Source organism: Pantoea cypripedii, assembly GCF_011395035.1.
Lineage (GTDB): Bacteria > Pseudomonadota > Gammaproteobacteria > Enterobacterales > Enterobacteriaceae > Pantoea > Pantoea cypripedii_A.
Genome location: NZ_CP024770.1, coordinates 166,931 through 181,998, shown reverse-complemented (window position 1 = coordinate 181,998; position 15,068 = coordinate 166,931). Strand labels below are relative to the sequence as shown.

The following is a 15,068-nucleotide window of genomic DNA, read 5'->3' as shown; positions in this document are numbered from 1 at the left end:
GCGTTATTGAATATTAAGGGGAACAGAGATCAATCGCTGTCCGCGAATAAATGTCATGCTCTGATGACTTAAGGCATAGATACGGTAATTCCCCGGTAAAATCGCCCCGGTTTGTAAACGCATGCCGTTGGCCAGCTGTAACCAGGCGGAACTGCTGCTGCCACCGACGCTGACCACTGCCGACGGCAGAATATCTGCGGTTCTGGTTTGTGTCGGGATGTTGAGGAATTTGGCACGCAGTCGCGGTTGTTTTTCGTTGTTGAACGCATCCAGCACGGCGACGACCTTTTTTTCCTGCTTTTGCGACAGCTGCCCATTTACCATCAGGTCTTTGCCGACCACCGCGATACTCAGCCCTTCCATTAGCTTCTGCTGTTGCAAGGTCTCAAGCAGAGCCTGAAACAACTCTTCCTGATCGTTGATCACACGCCAGCTGCCCAGCGCCCTGATCTGGTTAAGACGTGCCGTTGTGGCCTGCCAGTTAGCATCCGCCTGGATATTGCCATGTATTTCAATGCTATCCAGGGTATGGCCGCTCACCACCTCGGCATCCTGATAACCATAGGTAGCCAGTAGCTGACGAACCATCAGACGCAGACTGTCGGCAGCCATGCTTTCATCCTGTACCAGTAAATGGTGCTGGCTTAACAGCTGGCGCAGATGTGCGGTGTCTTTGGCATGCGCGGTGATCCCGGTCAGTTTGACCTTACCGTATTCGTCCATATGCGCTTCCAGCCCGGCGAATTCGCTTGCCTGCAAGGTTTCCTCCAGCCAGTGCTGAACATTGAAAGCTGGTGGAGGATCCGGTGCAAAATGGTGAATGCTGATACCCAGTGCAACAGGTAACGCGAAAGCCAGTGCGCATCCGGTCCAGAAACGCCAGCTCTTGCGCGGCTTTTCTTCTGACTGTGGCTCGATGCGTGCGGGCAATGGCACCGAAGGAAGTTCGCTTTCGGGTTCTCCCAGGATAAAACCCAGTCCCGCCATATCGATCACCTGAGCCAGTGGTAGCGGCTGTTCGGTGTCCCGGATGATCCCTTCGACCCAAACCGGAACACCCGGTGACAGTGTCACTCCATCGGTGCTGGTGGTGATTACTGCCTGAACGCCATCTTCCAGCGGCAGGGCAATATCCGGATCATCACCGCCGATAGTTGTTTCACCGGCGGGCAGGTTCAGCTCGCGTCCCGCCAGTGGGCCATTTAACCATTTGAGTTTAAATAAAAACTCCATTTTTACTCCGGCATCAACGCTGCAATGAAGGTTCGGCCTTAATTAAAAACAGGCGTACCGTGCTGCGGTTATTTTTCTGGGTAGTGGTGAAAAGTTTACCGATAAAGGGAATGTCACCCAGCAACGGAATTTTGCGCTCACCTTCGCTTTGTTCATCCTGAATAAAACCACCCAGCAGTAAACTTTGTCCGGCCCGCAATAAGGTCTGGGTTGAGACCTCTGAATTCAGTGTCTGTGGCAACGGTTCCTGCTCACTGATGGCGCTAAGCTGGCGGCCATCCTGGATAACCAGCTTCAGCATCATTTCCTTGTATCCGTTTTCTTCGATGACGCGCGGCGTCACACGTAAAATCGAACCGGTGGTGATGGATTCCAGCTTGGCGACATTTTCCGTCAGCAATTTGGTATGGAAGGTGACACTGCGATCCAGCACTGCCTCGGTATTCTCCAGCGTGACCACAGAAGGACGAGACAACACCTGCGCTTTGGCATTCTCCTGCAACGCGTTGAGCTGAATCATGAAATTGCCGGTGTTCGAGATAATCGACGAAAAATTATTTGATGCCGGCTGACCACCGTTGTTGAAACTGACTTTGCCGCCACCAATTTGCGTAGCGACTGACCAGTCAATACCCAGCTTGCTCAATTCCTGAGTATTGACGTCCATAATCATCACCGAAATTTCAATCAGCGTCGGTTTGCGGTCAAAATCTGCGATCAACTTTTGATAGATCGGCAGATTGATGCGGCGGTCGCGTACAATCACCGCGTTTTGTTGTACATCCGCCGAAAACATCGGCAGGGCGCGATCGGTTTGTTGCTCCAGCGCCTGGCTTTCTTCCAGCGGCAGGGTACGTCCCTGGGCCATTTCTTTCAGCATCGACACCATGCCAGGAATGATGACCTGCTGTCCGCGATAGGTATAGCTGCTGTCTGCCGCGTTGGCATATTTCAGCGGGAAGCGACGAATCTCTTCCTGGTTTTGATCCTGCGTTAACTTCTGCTCATCAACCCGTTTCGCCAGTGCTTCAACCCGTTCGAGGCAAATGGGCACGCCTTCAGCCTGCAATGCATTGGAACCCGGAATGGCGCGCACCTGACACTGGCGTTTATCCAGTAATCCACTCTCCTTTAACTGACGCACCAGGGTGTTGATGGGCAGATAAGTTGGCGTGAGCAGGCGACGGCCCACTTCACTGGATTTGTAGACATAAATGGCCTGACCATCGTAATACCAGGCCAGGTTATGCAGGCGCGCCAGCTGATCCAGCACCTGTGCCGGAGGTTTACTGGCGATCACGCCGATAAAGGGATCGGTGATCTGTTTGCTCACCACCACGGGGATAGCGTAATGGGCACCAAAATCACGCAGGATATCCGCTAACTTGCTCCCCCGACTGGAGAGAAAAAACGGCTCATTACCCTGCCAGGGAATACTTGCCTGCAGGGTTGGGCTGCATAGCGCAGAAGCCAGCGTTAAGGTCAAAACTGACAGAATTTTCATCGTTCTCTGCCTCATTAAAATCGGGCCGGTAATTCGGTTGAAGAGTGGTTTTGAATCAGCCAGTCGACGACCATGAGTTGCTGCTGCAACGATGCTTCCCAGAGCGTGCCGTCCAGGTCGGCGTCATAACGTCGTATCAGCACCAGGTTTTCCTGTTCGATCAGTAACGCATCATCGGCACAGTTACGTTCCGCGGCGAACCACAGACACATGGAATGCAGCCAATCGATATCGCCGCTTTCCACGCCGGTATCGATCGCCAGACACACCCCCTGGGGATAACTGGCGCACCAGGCTTTTTTTCCCGAAATCTCCAGTAACAGGCGATCGCTCCGCGATTCCTGCACCCGGACCCAATCCAGGGCGGCAAGTGCATCAGGCAGTTTCATAGGAACTCGGTAGGGTTAAAAAACATGGGGCTATTTTGTGCGGAGGGGAGGATTAAAGGCATCAGGTGAGGACCTGAATTATTTCCTCTCAATATGGCGGGAGGCGTAATAACACGCCTCCGAAAGGGCGTCATGGCTATGCAGATATTTCTGCTGTTATTGGGGAATTATCATCCTGATAAGTTCAAGGCGTCGTTCCTCGATAGACGAATTATAATATTTAGGGGCATCAATCGAAGTCAGGGAAGTTGTCAGCGGACGCAGATGTTTTTCCTGCCATGCGGAAAGCGTCATTTTTATACTTTCAACATACTTATGTTCAAGGCAAGTGTCTTTCAGGGTACTTCTTGCCTGGGTATGAATATAGAAATCAGCAGGCAAACTGGTCCATGAGTTCTTTATTTTATTCGTGTTATAGCTGTTCTTCTCCCTGAAATGGTGGGTGATAATATTATCCACTGTAAGATCAAATGCTTTTTCATTTATGTGGCATTGAATGGCAAATTCTAAGGAAAAAATAGTACAGTCTTCTGGCGATTTCTGAGTTTTTATTTCGTAATCGAAGGATTGACAGGGTATTGCCATCTCACTACAAATCAGGTTCGCCGTTGGCATACCTGCTGCATCAATGCCGGTAATCCTGACCGGTAAGCCGGGTCTTATACAAATATCAAAGAAGCTAAAATGCCTCGGCATTTGTTTTTTCAGGAAGCGAAAGCGTTGGTTGCCTTCCTGATTGTTCATAATCAGTTCGTGTATTTGATCAATGTCACCAAAATGAAGATTTATCCCCGGATATAACCGGTTAACAGTGGCAACCATCGTGGGGAGATGTACCTGATCTAAATGACGTAACCTTCGATCGGGTTGAATATGATTGGCGAAAAGATACTCAGCATAAGCCAGATAACTGTGGATACATCCTTTTTTGGCCTCTTCATATAATGCGTATAATTTGCTGCTCATAACCGGAGTGGCAGGTGCCGCTGACTGCGGCGAGGGAGTGGTTGTCTGGTTTATAGTGGTAACATGGGATGAGAACAGATTACTGCTGGCTGACATTGTCGCCGTCTCATTTGGTTTTACCCCATTGGCAATTTCCGCACCTGTAGCACCTGAAATCATAATAGTCCTTAACTTTTAATACGGGATGGTTTCAGAGCATTATGTTATGGCGATGAGTTAATCAACGTTCTGATTTTTTGTTGAAAATGTGGGCAGCGCCAGCGACTGCCCACATGATATGGAATGATTTACGTATGAGAAGAACGGTATGAGTTAATTATTTCCTCATTCATTCATACACCCTCTTTAATCAGAGGGTGTCGAGTTGAGACCCGCTTTATTTTACTCTTGACCTTCTTCTTCTTGTATTGCGAGTTGGTTTTTATAGGCATCAAATGCGTTAATCACGCCTTCACGCTGTTCAGAATCTTCCCAGCATGCTTCAGGCAACATCCTGACCAGCTCAAACATGCGACGCGCATAGCCGTACTGGGGCTGGTCTTCCGGCAAAAGCTTTGTCGCACGTTCACCCAGCCAGCCTTCATAGATCCAGGCTTGCTGGGCGATCTCTATGAGTTCATCCATAACGACATCGGCAGTCAGATCGGGGAATGCCAGCTCATCTGCCATTTGCTGGCTGTGGTCTTCTACGGTTAAAAACTGCAGAATGCGTTTCAGGTCATTAATGACTGCCGCCAGATGAATATCCTCAACATTGTTATCAGCGGCTAATTCAAACGACAATGCGCGAATTAACGTTTTCAGTTTACGTTTTCTATCGCGTAATTTGCGGAACTGAGAAAACCAGTAATTTAACCCGGTTTTATAGTCACTGGCCCGTTGATACAACCGGCGTAATTCGCTAAGTCCGCTGCGATTGATGGCACCAAATTCGAGGCAGCCAAAGAGCTTCAACATCCAGTCTTCATCGTCCATCTGCTCATTCAGCATCTTCTCAAGCTGGCTGCGGCGTTTGGTGGTGATGCCAGCTTCATTCAGCATATGGCCCAGAATCAGCGCAATCTCCCCAGGGTCGTATTGATGGCGTTTAAATGAATCGAGCAGATCATCAAGATCTTCAATCTGACCCACCGCGAGCATATATTGATGCATTTTTTCAGGATTAACTTCGCTGACCTGCTTCGCCAGACGTTGAAGCATGGCACGGGGACGTGAACGATCCGTTTCACCTGGCGCCGCTCGCCCGGTTTGATTACGCTGCATGCGCCCGGCCACCAGGCTAATATTCTCCTGGGCTTCAGATAAAATATCCTGGCCGGGGAAGATCGTCGGCGTGTCCTGATTCATACTGGCCGCCAGCTCGGCTTGTGCCATCGCCAGTGCCGACTGAGGGGTTGAAACCTGGTACACCGCTTTGGCGGCCCGGTTAGCATCCTGTAGTGGGTTAAACTTCGGCTGTGGTTGAATGACGGGGGCTTGCGGGCGTTGGCTGCCATCAATCTTGATAATCATCATCTACCTCGGTTTCATCTTTATTGAGACAGGACAGCATGGCATTGAGCTGTTCTTCTAAATCAAGCTGTAATGTGACCATGGGGCTGCTTAACGTCGCCTGGCCGATCGTCAACTCAGGATTGCTTTTCACCTTCAGGCCAGGCCATGCGGCAAAAGCATGCTGCAGGGTATCCCACTGTGCAGGACAGACATGAAGCGTCGCGCTGTCTTCGGTCAGCAGGGAATCAATCGCGCTACGCAGGCGGTCCATTAATAAGCGTGAGCCATCCTGCTGTTGGTAAAATTGTTTAAAAACCTGGGTCATCATCGAACGCAGTCGCGGCTCCAGCCGTCTGATGACGTTGCACTCCAGTTCATGCTCGTCAAGCAGCCATTGCACCGTCTCAGCAACGGCCTGTTGTCGCCAGTTAGCCTCTTCTTCTTTTAACTGTACCAGCCCTTCTTCGCGTGCTGCTTCACAAGCTTCATCACGCTGTTGCTGGATGCGGCATAACAGGTCATCGGCTTCCTGTTTTATGCGCGCAGCCTGCTCGTGGGCTTGCTGGATGATATCCTGCGCCTCCTGGTATTGCGCCAGTTCATTCGCTCTGATCAGCAGTCCAGCAGGGGCGGACAGGGGTAATGACTCAACTTTGATGCGTAGTCTGCTCATAAAAAGCGTCCTATCCGTAACAACCAGGGAAACGCCGGGCCAAGTTCAGGCACCGCCAGTTCGGGTTCGGGGGGTAAAGTAATGGCCAGAGTCTGGCAGACGACACAATCCCCAGCGGAATGACGTAACCACGCGATACCACGCGCCAGCGCCTTGGCTGCCAGTTCTTCGGGGGTGAGTGTGGGTGATTGCTGGTCAGGAAACCCGCCGAGCGCCAGCAACAGGTCGCAACCATGCGTGCCCAGCACGCTGCTGAGCTGCCGCCGGTAATCTCCCATTAGCAGATAATCCGGACAGGATAACGCCAGCAAGCCAAGCGCCATGCACAGACGGGGCAGACGTGATTCCAGGGCCAGTAACTGTTCCTGCAGCGGCGTCAGACTGGCGGGAAGCGCCTGTAACGGAAAACCGCGACGGCTGACGATCAGCGCATCCAGCGCGGGGCGAAGTGCTGGATGGCGGCGATAACTCTCCTGCCAGGGCTGAAGTGACATACTCTGCCACCACTCGCTATCCATCCACTGGCCTGGCTGCCAGGCCAGCTGATGCAAGCGCTGCAACGACGCGCTGACCGTTATGCACATGGTTTGTTCGTCCTGCGTCGCCACCACACCACACCACCAATGATGCTACCCGCCAGCAGGGTGAAGGCTACGCCGAGCCAGGGTGCCCATTTTTTCAACTGGAAGGGTTCTGCTGCCGGTTTCGGCGGTTGATAACGGTAATCCGTCACCTGGAGTACCACGGAGATATTTTCCGCACGCAGATTCGGCACACCTTTCTGAATCAGGCTACGGATATCAGCCTCGCGGTTATTCATATTCACGCCTGGGGTATATTTGATGAATACCGAGGCAGAGGGAACCGGCACTTCACGTCGGTTGTTGCTGATACTTTCGGCGATCGAAACCTGGGCGCTGACGACGCCATCCATGGTGCGCAGCATTTTCTCCAGTAGCTGCTCTTTCAGGTAATTGATCTTGGCCTGTTCCTGCACCGGCGATGTCACCAGTTGCCCGGAAGGGAAGATATCGTTCATATCATCCGTTTTACGTGCCGGGAGACCATGCTGACGCAGCACTTCTACCGCGTCAGAGAACTGATCTTTTTCCACCCGCAGCGCTACGTTGCCTTCTTTAATGACCTGTTTGTCGCTGTCAATGTTGCGCAGCATCAGCAGCGCCAGCATCTGGTTGGCTTCAGTTTCGGTCAGGCCACTGTAAAGTTCGACTTTGCAGCCGCTCAGGCATAAAACCAGTAGCAGCAGGCCGCCATAACGTTTAACGGAACCAATCATTGCATGCTCGACAGCTTGTTAATGCCTTGCGCCAGTGAACCTGCCACCTTTGCGATAAAATCCACTTCCAGAGTCTGTTTGGATAATGCCGAAGCGACGGTGCGCATGGTGGCCGGATCGTTGATAGCATCGATGGTGTAACGCACATCACTGACAGCATCACCAATCACCAGCGACTTTTCCTGCACTGCGGCAGTGGCGATCTCTTCCGGAGTCAGGTTGGTTTTACCGAACAGTGAACGGGTAAAAGCCTCAACGTCTGCGGCTTCAGGTACGGCGGGAACGGCCTGGACTTCAGTTTGTGCAGCAGACAGTGCTTCGAGGTTGATTGCGTTGATTTCCATGAATTGACTCCATTTTAAAACGATAAGTTAACGGGATGAACTGACGACCAGACGGCGTAATAACGCAGCCTCGTCAGAAATATCGCCTTTAATTGTTTGCATTGCCGCCGGGCTATCACCCAGACCAATTTGCAGCGTGGCGGTGATAATATTCTTCGCGTGCGCGTTATCCGTTAAGTTCGGTAAGGCTGAGAGAATACATTTGGCCTGGTGCTGAAAGCCGTGATTGACTGCAACCAGGCCGATTTCAACAATCAGGCGACGTAAGGATGTTTCCAGGGTAATCATATTTTCTGAATAATCCCCGAAAGCATATCTTTTACGGCTTTCATAATGGCACTCTCATAGCTGACAAACGTCGAGTATTGCTGAATAGCAAACTGTGCTTTCAGCATTTGCCCGGGATCATTCATATCGGCAGCCGTAATTTTGGACTGCACATCATTCCCAGCCTGTTCTACCAATTGTGACAGCTGGTTAGTGACCGCTTCAATATCCACATTTAATCCTCAATGGGTTGGGGCGCTTCGCCGGAATTGGATTTTCGCTGTCGTACCTGGCTTGGATTGCAGGAAAAATGACGGCGAAAAGTATCGGTAAAATGCGCGTGATTAGAAAAACCACATTCCAGTGCGATATCAATGATGCGCATCGGAGTATTAATTAATAGTTCTCGTGCATGTTCAAGACGACGTTCAAGTAGCCAGCGTTTTGCTGGTTTACCATAGGTATCCTGAAACAGCTGATTAAACTTTCGTAATGGTAAATCAAAATTTTCCGCCAGCTCAGCCACTGATAATTGCTCAAGGAAGCTATTCTCAATGTACTCACAAAAATCCATTCGCCCGGAAACACCTTGCCGTAACAAATCGGAAAAATAATCCCTTTCCATATTGAGGCAGTAAACATAACAAAATTGCAAAAAATTGCTGGCTGAGAGCTGAGATAAAGAAATTAACAAATCAATGACCTTTTCCTCCGCCCGAACCACTTTGACCTTCTCAAGGGTGAATTGTGATCCGTTCTTCTTCGCCAGCAACTGTTCAACTTCGGTATAAAGTTGCTGCAACGAGGAACTATGAAAATCCATCAGGACTGCAGAACTTTTATTTACCAGGCGAGCATGATTATCGGTAACAATTAGGCTGTTAGCAGGTATTGAATAACGTTCACCCTGGTTCTCCAGGGTAACGATATCGTGTGTGATAATAAACCGAATTGCTGACATCATTACTCCATTAAACTGTATTTAGCGGATGTCATCTTCTTCGTTTAATGGTGATCACAGTATCCGGTGATCACCTGATCTTAATCGTGTAAGGGTGGGAGCGCTCAGAAAAAATGACGTCATTAATCTGATTCCTGAATCTGACTTAATGACCAGTTCCCCCTATTTTCGGTTAGTTTTTTTTGTGAAAGGCGGGTTTTACCATAGGGATGTCAACCACTTTTTATGAATTTTAACTGATGAATACCAATATCAACCCAAAGCGAATTTTGCTGATTGAGGATCATTCCTTCCTCAGTGATGGCATAAAACTGCTGCTCTCATCTTTGCCGGATTATCAGGTAGTTGGCGCAGTAGCCGACGGACTTGAAGCTTATGCTGCCTGTCAGCGTTTGACGCCGGATATTGCTCTGGTGGATTTAGGTTTGCCGGGCATGAGTGGTAATGAAGTAATTCGTCAGTTGAAACAGCGCTGGCCAGAGATGATTATCATTGTTCTGACTGCGGAAAGTGCTGAACACCGCGCACGGGCCGCTCTGGAGGCAGGGGCTATCGCCTACATCCTCAAGAAAAGTTCGCAGCAGATCCTGCTCACGGCATTACAGATGGCGGCGCTGGGACGTACGTTCCTCGATCCTGCGCTCAATCAGCAGCAGATCACCGAAGCGCCTTCGCCTGAGGGGCAGCAAAAGCTGACGACGCGTGAAAGACAAATCCTGAAACTTATCGCTGAAGGCAACCGTAATCGCGATATTGCGGAAAAGCTCATTATTACGATAAAAACCGTTGAGACTCACCGGTTAAACCTGATGCGCAAACTGCAAGCGCACAGCGCGGTAGAGCTGACAAACTGGGCGATGCGGCTTGGAGTGCACGGCTAGAAAGCGCGGTGAGTTGTAGAGATTTGGCTGCATTCGCGGGTGAAAGTTCTTCGCCCACCTGTACTACCTATACCTTTCTGAACAACACCTGACCAGAGGATTCAGGCCAGGTGCTGAGTATCCTTAGTACCTCGTTCCCGCCGGTGGCGTTACTTTAACCAAAACACATTCATACTTTTGCGGGGTGGCTGCCACTGTACTGGCAACACTGTCATGTTGTTCTTTTCTGTCATCAATAAAGATGACAATCACATTTTCCTCATCAATATTTCTTTTCTGACTATTGGCGGCGACAATATCCGAAATTACGCCTCCTTTGAATCCGCCAGTTCTTTCCAGAATGACACCACCACCGAAAGCCGCATTCAGATATGCACCGGGAATATGATGATAACCGTCGATAAAATCAGGTTTGACTTCATATTCCAGACTGCTCTTTTCCTGAGTAAGGAAAAGATCTTTGCTGAGTGATTTCGCAAAACCTGTCTCGTCCAGAAACGTCCATAGTTTATGACGATCTGCCGCAGTACCACCGCGGCTGGAAATGACGCATGTACAGATGGCTCTTTGCGCGAGGCTGGAAAACTCATCAGCAATATGAGAGGCATCCCTGTTCTTATAACCCACCACTGACTGTATCATGGCAGGTTTTTTTTCAACCGGACAAAAACCCCATTCCTGTTCTTTAATAGTGTCATCAAAATCAAATGCCAGGATAAAAAAGGGATCTGGCCGTCCGGTGTCCCGGCGTTGTTTGATTTTCTCGTTAATTATCTCGTTAACGTGTTCTATGGTTTTGCCAAAGTCCGCAACCTCAACCGGGGGGGCATGTTCATATACGCCATCAACTTCGTCACCCCCAGCCATATCTTCGAGTATATTCATACTCGATATTCTCAGCCGATTATTGGCGGAGATTTCTTCGATGAGTTTTGTCAGTTGGGTAATCTCTTCGTCGGTTGCAATATTTGAGGTGGATGCATGGCTTGGTCCAGATCCTTTAATTCCATCTATAGGCATAATAAAGCCTCCTTGTTTTGAGTGACCAGTGGCACAGATAAACGAATGGGTAATTTGTGCGTGGCAGAATGTAAAACTTTACCGGGAAAGCGCTGTTTCATCCCGTTGTTCCAGGTTACCACTCCCGATAACCGGAAGCTGTGATCTGATACGATGTCTGGTGCAGATAGTTTATAATTACAACATACTTTTAAGTTGTAAAATTAACATGACAAATCCCGGCATCGGTACTTGTCATATATTCTTTATGAACATCTCTGAATTGTCTGATAATTTCAGAGCTGGACGGTGATATTCGCTTTTCCTGAGAAATTGCCCATTGTTAACCCGCCATTGAAGTTAAAGGCTGATTGTTCGCTACAACCTGATCCTGGATCAAAAGTGGGAATGGTTATCATTTATATAATCGTCAGCTCCTTGTTACCGAGCTGGCTGATGATATGCACATTAAAACGAACCGCGTTTATCGGATTGCAGGCTATAAAAGCCCGATTAATCCTGCCTGGCGGCAAAAACTACTGGCGATGGGAATGATCCCCGGAGCGCTGATTGAAGTTATCCGCGTGGCGCCGATGGGGGATCCGGTGCAAATTCGCACGCGGCGCATCAGCCTCGCGGTGCGGCAGCAGGATCTTGCGGCCATCCTCCTTGAGGAAATGACCGCATGAAAAAGTTAGTCATTGGTTTGATCGGTAACCCTAATACCGGCAAAACCACCTTATTCAACCAGCTTACCGGTGCACGGCAACGGGTGGGTAACTGGGCGGGAGTGACGGTCGAGCGCAAAGAAGGGCAGTTTTTTACCGCGTCATCAGATGTGCATCTGATTGATTTGCCGGGTACTCGCTCGCTCACCACCATTTCGGCGGATACCTCGATTGATGAAAGTATTGCCTGCCAGTACCTGTTTAACGACCAGGCCGATTTGGTGATCAATGTCGTCGATGCGTCGAATCTGGAAAGTAACCTGTTTCTGACAGTGCAACTGCTGGAGTTAGGCGTTCCCTGCATTATCGCGCTGAATATGCAGGATATTGCTGCCAGTCAGAATATCAGCATTGATATTGATGCGCTTTCCAGCCAACTGGGATGTCCGGTGGTATCCCTGACGTCAACCCGTGGCGCAGGGATTGCCCGTCTCAAGGAGACCATTGACAGTCACCATCACCGTGCGCCGATGAAATGGGTGGCATATCCGGCTGAGGTTGAAACCATGGTCACCCGGCTGCGCACCATGATGCCAACGGCTATCCCGGCTCAAAAGCAATACTGGCTGGCATTGCAGCTGCTGGAAGGTGATCTTAATAGCCAGAAAATCTGTCCGGGCGTGGTGCCACATTTGCCGGAGATCAGCAAAGAAGCCGGTGGCGATCCGGGAATGGTGATTGCCGATTATCGTTTTCGCGCCATCACTCACCTCTGCGCTACCGTCAGCAATATCCATCAGTCTGCACCTGGTCGGCTTACCGGTCTGATCGATAAAGTGGTGCTTAACCGCTGGGCAGGGATCCCGATATTCCTCGGCGTGATGTACCTGATGTTTGTACTGTCGATCAATATCGGTGCCGCGTTGCAACCGGTGTTTGATAGCGGTTCGGTGGCTTTGTTTATCCACGGTACGCAATGGCTCGGCTACACCTGCCATTTCCCCGACTGGCTGACGGTATTTCTCGCGCAGGGGATTGGTGCGGGTATCAATACGGTGCTGCCGATTATTCCGCAGATTGGCCTGATGTATCTGTTCCTGTCATTTCTGGAGGATTCCGGTTACATGGCGCGGGCGGCTTTCGTGATGGACCGCCTGATGCAGGCGCTGGGGTTACCGGGTAAATCCTTTGTGCCACTGATTGTCGGCTTTGGCTGTAATGTGCCCTCAGTGATGGGGGCGCGCACGCTGGATACACCGCGTGAACGTCTGATTACGGTCTTGATCGCTCCCTTTATGTCCTGTGGTGCGCGTCTCGCCATCTTCGCCGTGTTTGCGGCGGCATTTTTTGGTGCCCACAGTGCCAGTCTCGTGTTCTCGTTATATGTGCTGGGTATTGTGGTGGCGATCATCACCGGGTTGATGCTGAAACATACGTTGCTGCGCGGCGAAGCCTCTCCCTTCATTATGGAGCTGCCGGTTTATCATCGCCCCCACCTTAAAAGCCTGCTGATTCAGACCTGGCAACGCCTGAAAATGTTTATTATCCGCGCAGGTCGGGTGATTATCCTCGTCAGTATGATTATCGGGGTACTGAGCAGCTTCTCCTTTAGCGGCAATACGGTGAATAACATTAATGGCTCTGCGCTGGCAGCGACCAGCAAAGTGATTACTCCGATTCTCCAACCCATTGGGGTCACGGATGATAACTGGCAGGCCACCGTGGGGCTGGTGACAGGCATCATGGCAAAAGAGGTGGTGGTAGGGACGCTTAATAGCCTGTACACCGGTGAAGATGTGCAAAGTGGTGGGTTCAACCCTGAGGAATTTAATCTGCTTTCGGAACTGACAGGCTCGCTGACTACTACCTGGGAAGGGTTGAAAGCCGCGGTCAGTCTGGGGGCGTTAGCCAACCCGATTGAAGCCAGCAAAGGGGATGGTGAGATGGCTGCCGGGCAGATGGGGGTGATGAGCGCGAAATTTGGCAGCGTGTTTGCCGCCTACAGCTACCTGATTTTCGTGCTGCTGTATGTGCCTTGTGTCTCGGTCATGGGCGCGATCGCGCGTGAAGCCGGCAGAAACTGGATGCTGTTCTCGTTCTTCTGGGGTCTGAATGTGGCGTTTTCTATCGCCACCCTGTTTTATCAAAGCGTGACCTTTAATGAGCATCCGGCCTATAGCGCAACCTGCCTGTTCAGCGTCATCGTGGTGAATGTGGTGCTTATTACGTTACTGCGTAAATGGGGTAAACGGATCAAAGAACACCGTCTCAATACACCCGCACCGGGGAATAGTGCGGGATGCGGTGGCTGCAAAGGGTGTTGTAATAGTTAACATCACGGGGAAACACCTGTCCGGTATCTCCCGAGGGCAGGTGTTACCCGATGCGTTAGACTTGCCATTAAAGATACTGAGTAAGCAACGCCTCAAGACTATTTTGGTCAATGGCAAACAGACGAATCCCTTCGGCGAGTTTTTCGACTGCCATCGCATCCTGATTGTGTGCCCAGTAAAATTCGGCTTCGCTGATGACAGCGGGTTTGGGTTGCTGAGTTCCCTCGCAGGCAAGCGGGGCAGGCACACTGGCTTCACTTTGCTGCAGCTGCGCCAGCAGATTTGGCGAGACAGTCAGGCGATCGCAACCGTTCAGCGCCAGCACCTGTTGCGGGGTGCGGAAGCTGGCTCCCATCACCACCGTTTTATAACCGTGCATTTTGTAGAATTGGTAGATATTGCGCACTGATTCAACCCCAGGATCGTTATCGATGGTCATGACGGTGTCTGCGTTGTTCTTTTTGTACCAGTCATAGATCCGGCCGACAAAAGGCGAAATCAGAAACACCCCGGCATCGGCACAGGCTCTGGCCTGGGCGAAGGAAAACAGCAGCGTCAGATTACAATTGATGCCTTCTTTTTCCAGCACCTCGGCGGCACGAATTCCCTGCCAGGTGGCAGCCAGCTTGATCAGCACGCGATCTTTAGTGACACCTTTTTCTTCATAGAGGGCGATGATTTCCCGCGCTTTATGAATGCTGGCTTCGGTGTCAAAAGAAAGGCGGGCATCAACTTCGGTTGAAATACGCCCCGGCACGCTTTGCAGGATCAGTGCACCAATGCTGACAGCCAGATAATCGGCGATAGCGGAAGGGAGAACGTCTTTGCCAGCCTGACGCATCTTTACCGCCGTGACCGCATCTGTTATCAGCTGTTGATATTGCGGCAGCTGCGCTGCTTTATAAATTAATGACGGGTTGGTGGTGGCATCTTCGGGTTGATAAGCCAGAATGCTATCAATATCCCCACTGTCAGCGACAATAATGGTCTGCTGCTTCAATTGCTCAAGCTGGTTCACTCTTTTTACCTCGGTAATGGGTTTATCCGGATAACCGGGAG

At 50.5% G+C, this 15,068-nt stretch carries 17 protein-coding genes; 3 read left to right on the top strand and 14 right to left on the bottom strand.

Translation table 11 applies throughout. The features are described 5' to 3' along the window. Positions 1-3: 3 nt before the first annotated feature. From sctD to CUN67_RS24155, 12 genes are all read right to left on the bottom strand, one after another. The gene (gene sctD, locus CUN67_RS24210) at positions 4-1,233 is read right to left on the bottom strand and encodes a type III secretion system inner membrane ring subunit SctD (RefSeq protein ID WP_208718030.1); all 1,230 of its coding nucleotides are present in this window, start codon (positions 1,231-1,233) and stop codon (positions 4-6) included. 13 nt (positions 1,234-1,246) lie between these two features. Then, entirely contained in the window at positions 1,247-2,737 is a 1,491-nt protein-coding gene (locus CUN67_RS24205) for an EscC/YscC/HrcC family type III secretion system outer membrane ring protein (protein WP_208718029.1), read from the bottom strand. A 14-nt stretch (positions 2,738-2,751) separates the two neighbouring features. Further along, entirely contained in the window at positions 2,752-3,126 is a 375-nt protein-coding gene (locus CUN67_RS24200; protein ID WP_208718028.1) for a hypothetical protein, read from the bottom strand. Between the two features lie 156 nt (positions 3,127-3,282). Then, on the bottom strand, positions 3,283-4,251 hold the full coding sequence (locus CUN67_RS24195) for a YopJ family acetyltransferase (RefSeq protein WP_208718027.1): 969 nt from the start codon (positions 4,249-4,251) through the stop codon (positions 3,283-3,285). A 222-nt stretch (positions 4,252-4,473) separates the two neighbouring features. Further along, positions 4,474-5,607: a TyeA family type III secretion system gatekeeper subunit gene (locus CUN67_RS24190; protein WP_254711475.1), complete on the bottom strand. Its 1,134-nt coding sequence runs from the start codon at positions 5,605-5,607 to the stop codon at positions 4,474-4,476. Continuing rightward, positions 5,588-6,259: a hypothetical protein gene (locus CUN67_RS24185; RefSeq protein ID WP_208718026.1), complete on the bottom strand. Its 672-nt coding sequence runs from the start codon at positions 6,257-6,259 to the stop codon at positions 5,588-5,590. Before CUN67_RS24185 ends, CUN67_RS24190 begins: the two co-directional genes overlap by 20 nt. Beyond that, on the bottom strand, positions 6,256-6,843 hold the full coding sequence (locus CUN67_RS24180) for a type III secretion system domain-containing protein (RefSeq protein WP_208718025.1): 588 nt from the start codon (positions 6,841-6,843) through the stop codon (positions 6,256-6,258). Before CUN67_RS24180 ends, CUN67_RS24185 begins: the two co-directional genes overlap by 4 nt. Continuing rightward, the gene (sctJ, locus tag CUN67_RS24175) at positions 6,834-7,556 is read right to left on the bottom strand and encodes a type III secretion system inner membrane ring lipoprotein SctJ (RefSeq protein ID WP_208718024.1); all 723 of its coding nucleotides are present in this window, start codon (positions 7,554-7,556) and stop codon (positions 6,834-6,836) included. The genes CUN67_RS24180 and sctJ overlap by 10 nt, the downstream gene beginning before the upstream one ends. Further along, positions 7,553-7,900 carry a type III secretion system inner rod subunit SctI gene (gene sctI / locus CUN67_RS24170; protein WP_208718023.1) on the bottom strand — a complete coding sequence of 116 codons (348 nt, stop codon included), beginning with the start codon at positions 7,898-7,900 and terminating at the stop codon, positions 7,553-7,555. Before sctI ends, sctJ begins: the two co-directional genes overlap by 4 nt. Positions 7,901-7,927: 27 nt before the next feature. Next, positions 7,928-8,188, bottom strand: a complete 261-nt coding sequence (locus tag CUN67_RS24165) for an EscG/YscG/SsaH family type III secretion system needle protein co-chaperone (RefSeq protein ID WP_208718022.1) — start codon at positions 8,186-8,188, stop codon at positions 7,928-7,930. After that, positions 8,185-8,400: a type III secretion system needle filament subunit SctF gene (gene sctF / locus CUN67_RS24160; RefSeq protein ID WP_208718021.1), complete on the bottom strand. Its 216-nt coding sequence runs from the start codon at positions 8,398-8,400 to the stop codon at positions 8,185-8,187. Before sctF ends, CUN67_RS24165 begins: the two co-directional genes overlap by 4 nt. Positions 8,401-8,402: 2 nt before the next feature. Further along, the gene (locus CUN67_RS24155) at positions 8,403-9,131 is read right to left on the bottom strand and encodes a helix-turn-helix domain-containing protein (protein ID WP_208718020.1); all 729 of its coding nucleotides are present in this window, start codon (positions 9,129-9,131) and stop codon (positions 8,403-8,405) included. Positions 9,132-9,367: 236 nt separating this feature from the next. Between CUN67_RS24155 and CUN67_RS24150 the strand changes: the two genes are divergently transcribed. Next, on the top strand, positions 9,368-10,009 hold the full coding sequence (locus CUN67_RS24150) for a two component system response regulator (protein WP_208718019.1): 642 nt from the start codon (positions 9,368-9,370) through the stop codon (positions 10,007-10,009). A gap of 123 nt (positions 10,010-10,132) precedes the next feature. Here CUN67_RS24150 and CUN67_RS24145 read toward each other — a convergent pair whose 3' ends face one another. After that, on the bottom strand, positions 10,133-11,029 hold the full coding sequence (locus CUN67_RS24145; protein ID WP_208718018.1) for a hypothetical protein: 897 nt from the start codon (positions 11,027-11,029) through the stop codon (positions 10,133-10,135). Positions 11,030-11,469: 440 nt separating this feature from the next. Between CUN67_RS24145 and feoA the strand changes: the two genes are divergently transcribed. Together feoA and feoB are read left to right on the top strand one after the other, a co-directional pair. After that, a complete protein-coding gene (feoA, locus tag CUN67_RS24140; protein WP_208718017.1) occupies positions 11,470-11,697 on the top strand; it encodes a ferrous iron transporter A in 228 nt (75 codons plus the stop codon). Beyond that, positions 11,694-14,009: a Fe(2+) transporter permease subunit FeoB gene (gene feoB / locus CUN67_RS24135; protein WP_208718016.1), complete on the top strand. Its 2,316-nt coding sequence runs from the start codon at positions 11,694-11,696 to the stop codon at positions 14,007-14,009. The genes feoA and feoB overlap by 4 nt, the downstream gene beginning before the upstream one ends. A gap of 67 nt (positions 14,010-14,076) precedes the next feature. Here feoB and tal read toward each other — a convergent pair whose 3' ends face one another. After that, positions 14,077-15,027, bottom strand: coding sequence for a transaldolase (gene tal, locus CUN67_RS24130; RefSeq protein ID WP_208718015.1), 951 nt, complete (start codon positions 15,025-15,027; stop codon positions 14,077-14,079). Between the last annotated feature and the right edge of the window lie 41 nt (positions 15,028-15,068).

Bases quoted from the DNA above. Each gene is read 5' to 3' on its own strand.
- sctD (WP_208718030.1), bottom strand. From the start codon at position 1,233: ATGGAGTTTTTATTTAAACTCAAATGGTTAAATGGCCCACTGGCGGGA.
- CUN67_RS24205 (WP_208718029.1), bottom strand. From the start codon at position 2,737: ATGAAAATTCTGTCAGTTTTGACCTTAACGCTGGCTTCTGCGCTATGC.
- CUN67_RS24200 (WP_208718028.1), bottom strand. From the start codon at position 3,126: ATGAAACTGCCTGATGCACTTGCCGCCCTGGATTGGGTCCGGGTGCAG.
- CUN67_RS24195 (WP_208718027.1), bottom strand. From the start codon at position 4,251: ATGATTTCAGGTGCTACAGGTGCGGAAATTGCCAATGGGGTAAAACCA.
- CUN67_RS24190 (WP_254711475.1), bottom strand. From the start codon at position 5,607: ATGATGATTATCAAGATTGATGGCAGCCAACGCCCGCAAGCCCCCGTC.
- CUN67_RS24185 (WP_208718026.1), bottom strand. From the start codon at position 6,259: ATGAGCAGACTACGCATCAAAGTTGAGTCATTACCCCTGTCCGCCCCT.
- CUN67_RS24180 (WP_208718025.1), bottom strand. From the start codon at position 6,843: ATGTGCATAACGGTCAGCGCGTCGTTGCAGCGCTTGCATCAGCTGGCC.
- sctJ (WP_208718024.1), bottom strand. From the start codon at position 7,556: ATGATTGGTTCCGTTAAACGTTATGGCGGCCTGCTGCTACTGGTTTTA.
- sctI (WP_208718023.1), bottom strand. From the start codon at position 7,900: ATGGAAATCAACGCAATCAACCTCGAAGCACTGTCTGCTGCACAAACT.
- CUN67_RS24165 (WP_208718022.1), bottom strand. From the start codon at position 8,188: ATGATTACCCTGGAAACATCCTTACGTCGCCTGATTGTTGAAATCGGC.
- CUN67_RS24155 (WP_208718020.1), bottom strand. From the start codon at position 9,131: ATGATGTCAGCAATTCGGTTTATTATCACACACGATATCGTTACCCTG.
- CUN67_RS24150 (WP_208718019.1), top strand. From the start codon at position 9,368: ATGAATACCAATATCAACCCAAAGCGAATTTTGCTGATTGAGGATCAT.
- CUN67_RS24145 (WP_208718018.1), bottom strand. From the start codon at position 11,029: ATGCCTATAGATGGAATTAAAGGATCTGGACCAAGCCATGCATCCACC.
- feoA (WP_208718017.1), top strand. From the start codon at position 11,470: ATGCACATTAAAACGAACCGCGTTTATCGGATTGCAGGCTATAAAAGC.
- feoB (WP_208718016.1), top strand. From the start codon at position 11,694: ATGAAAAAGTTAGTCATTGGTTTGATCGGTAACCCTAATACCGGCAAA.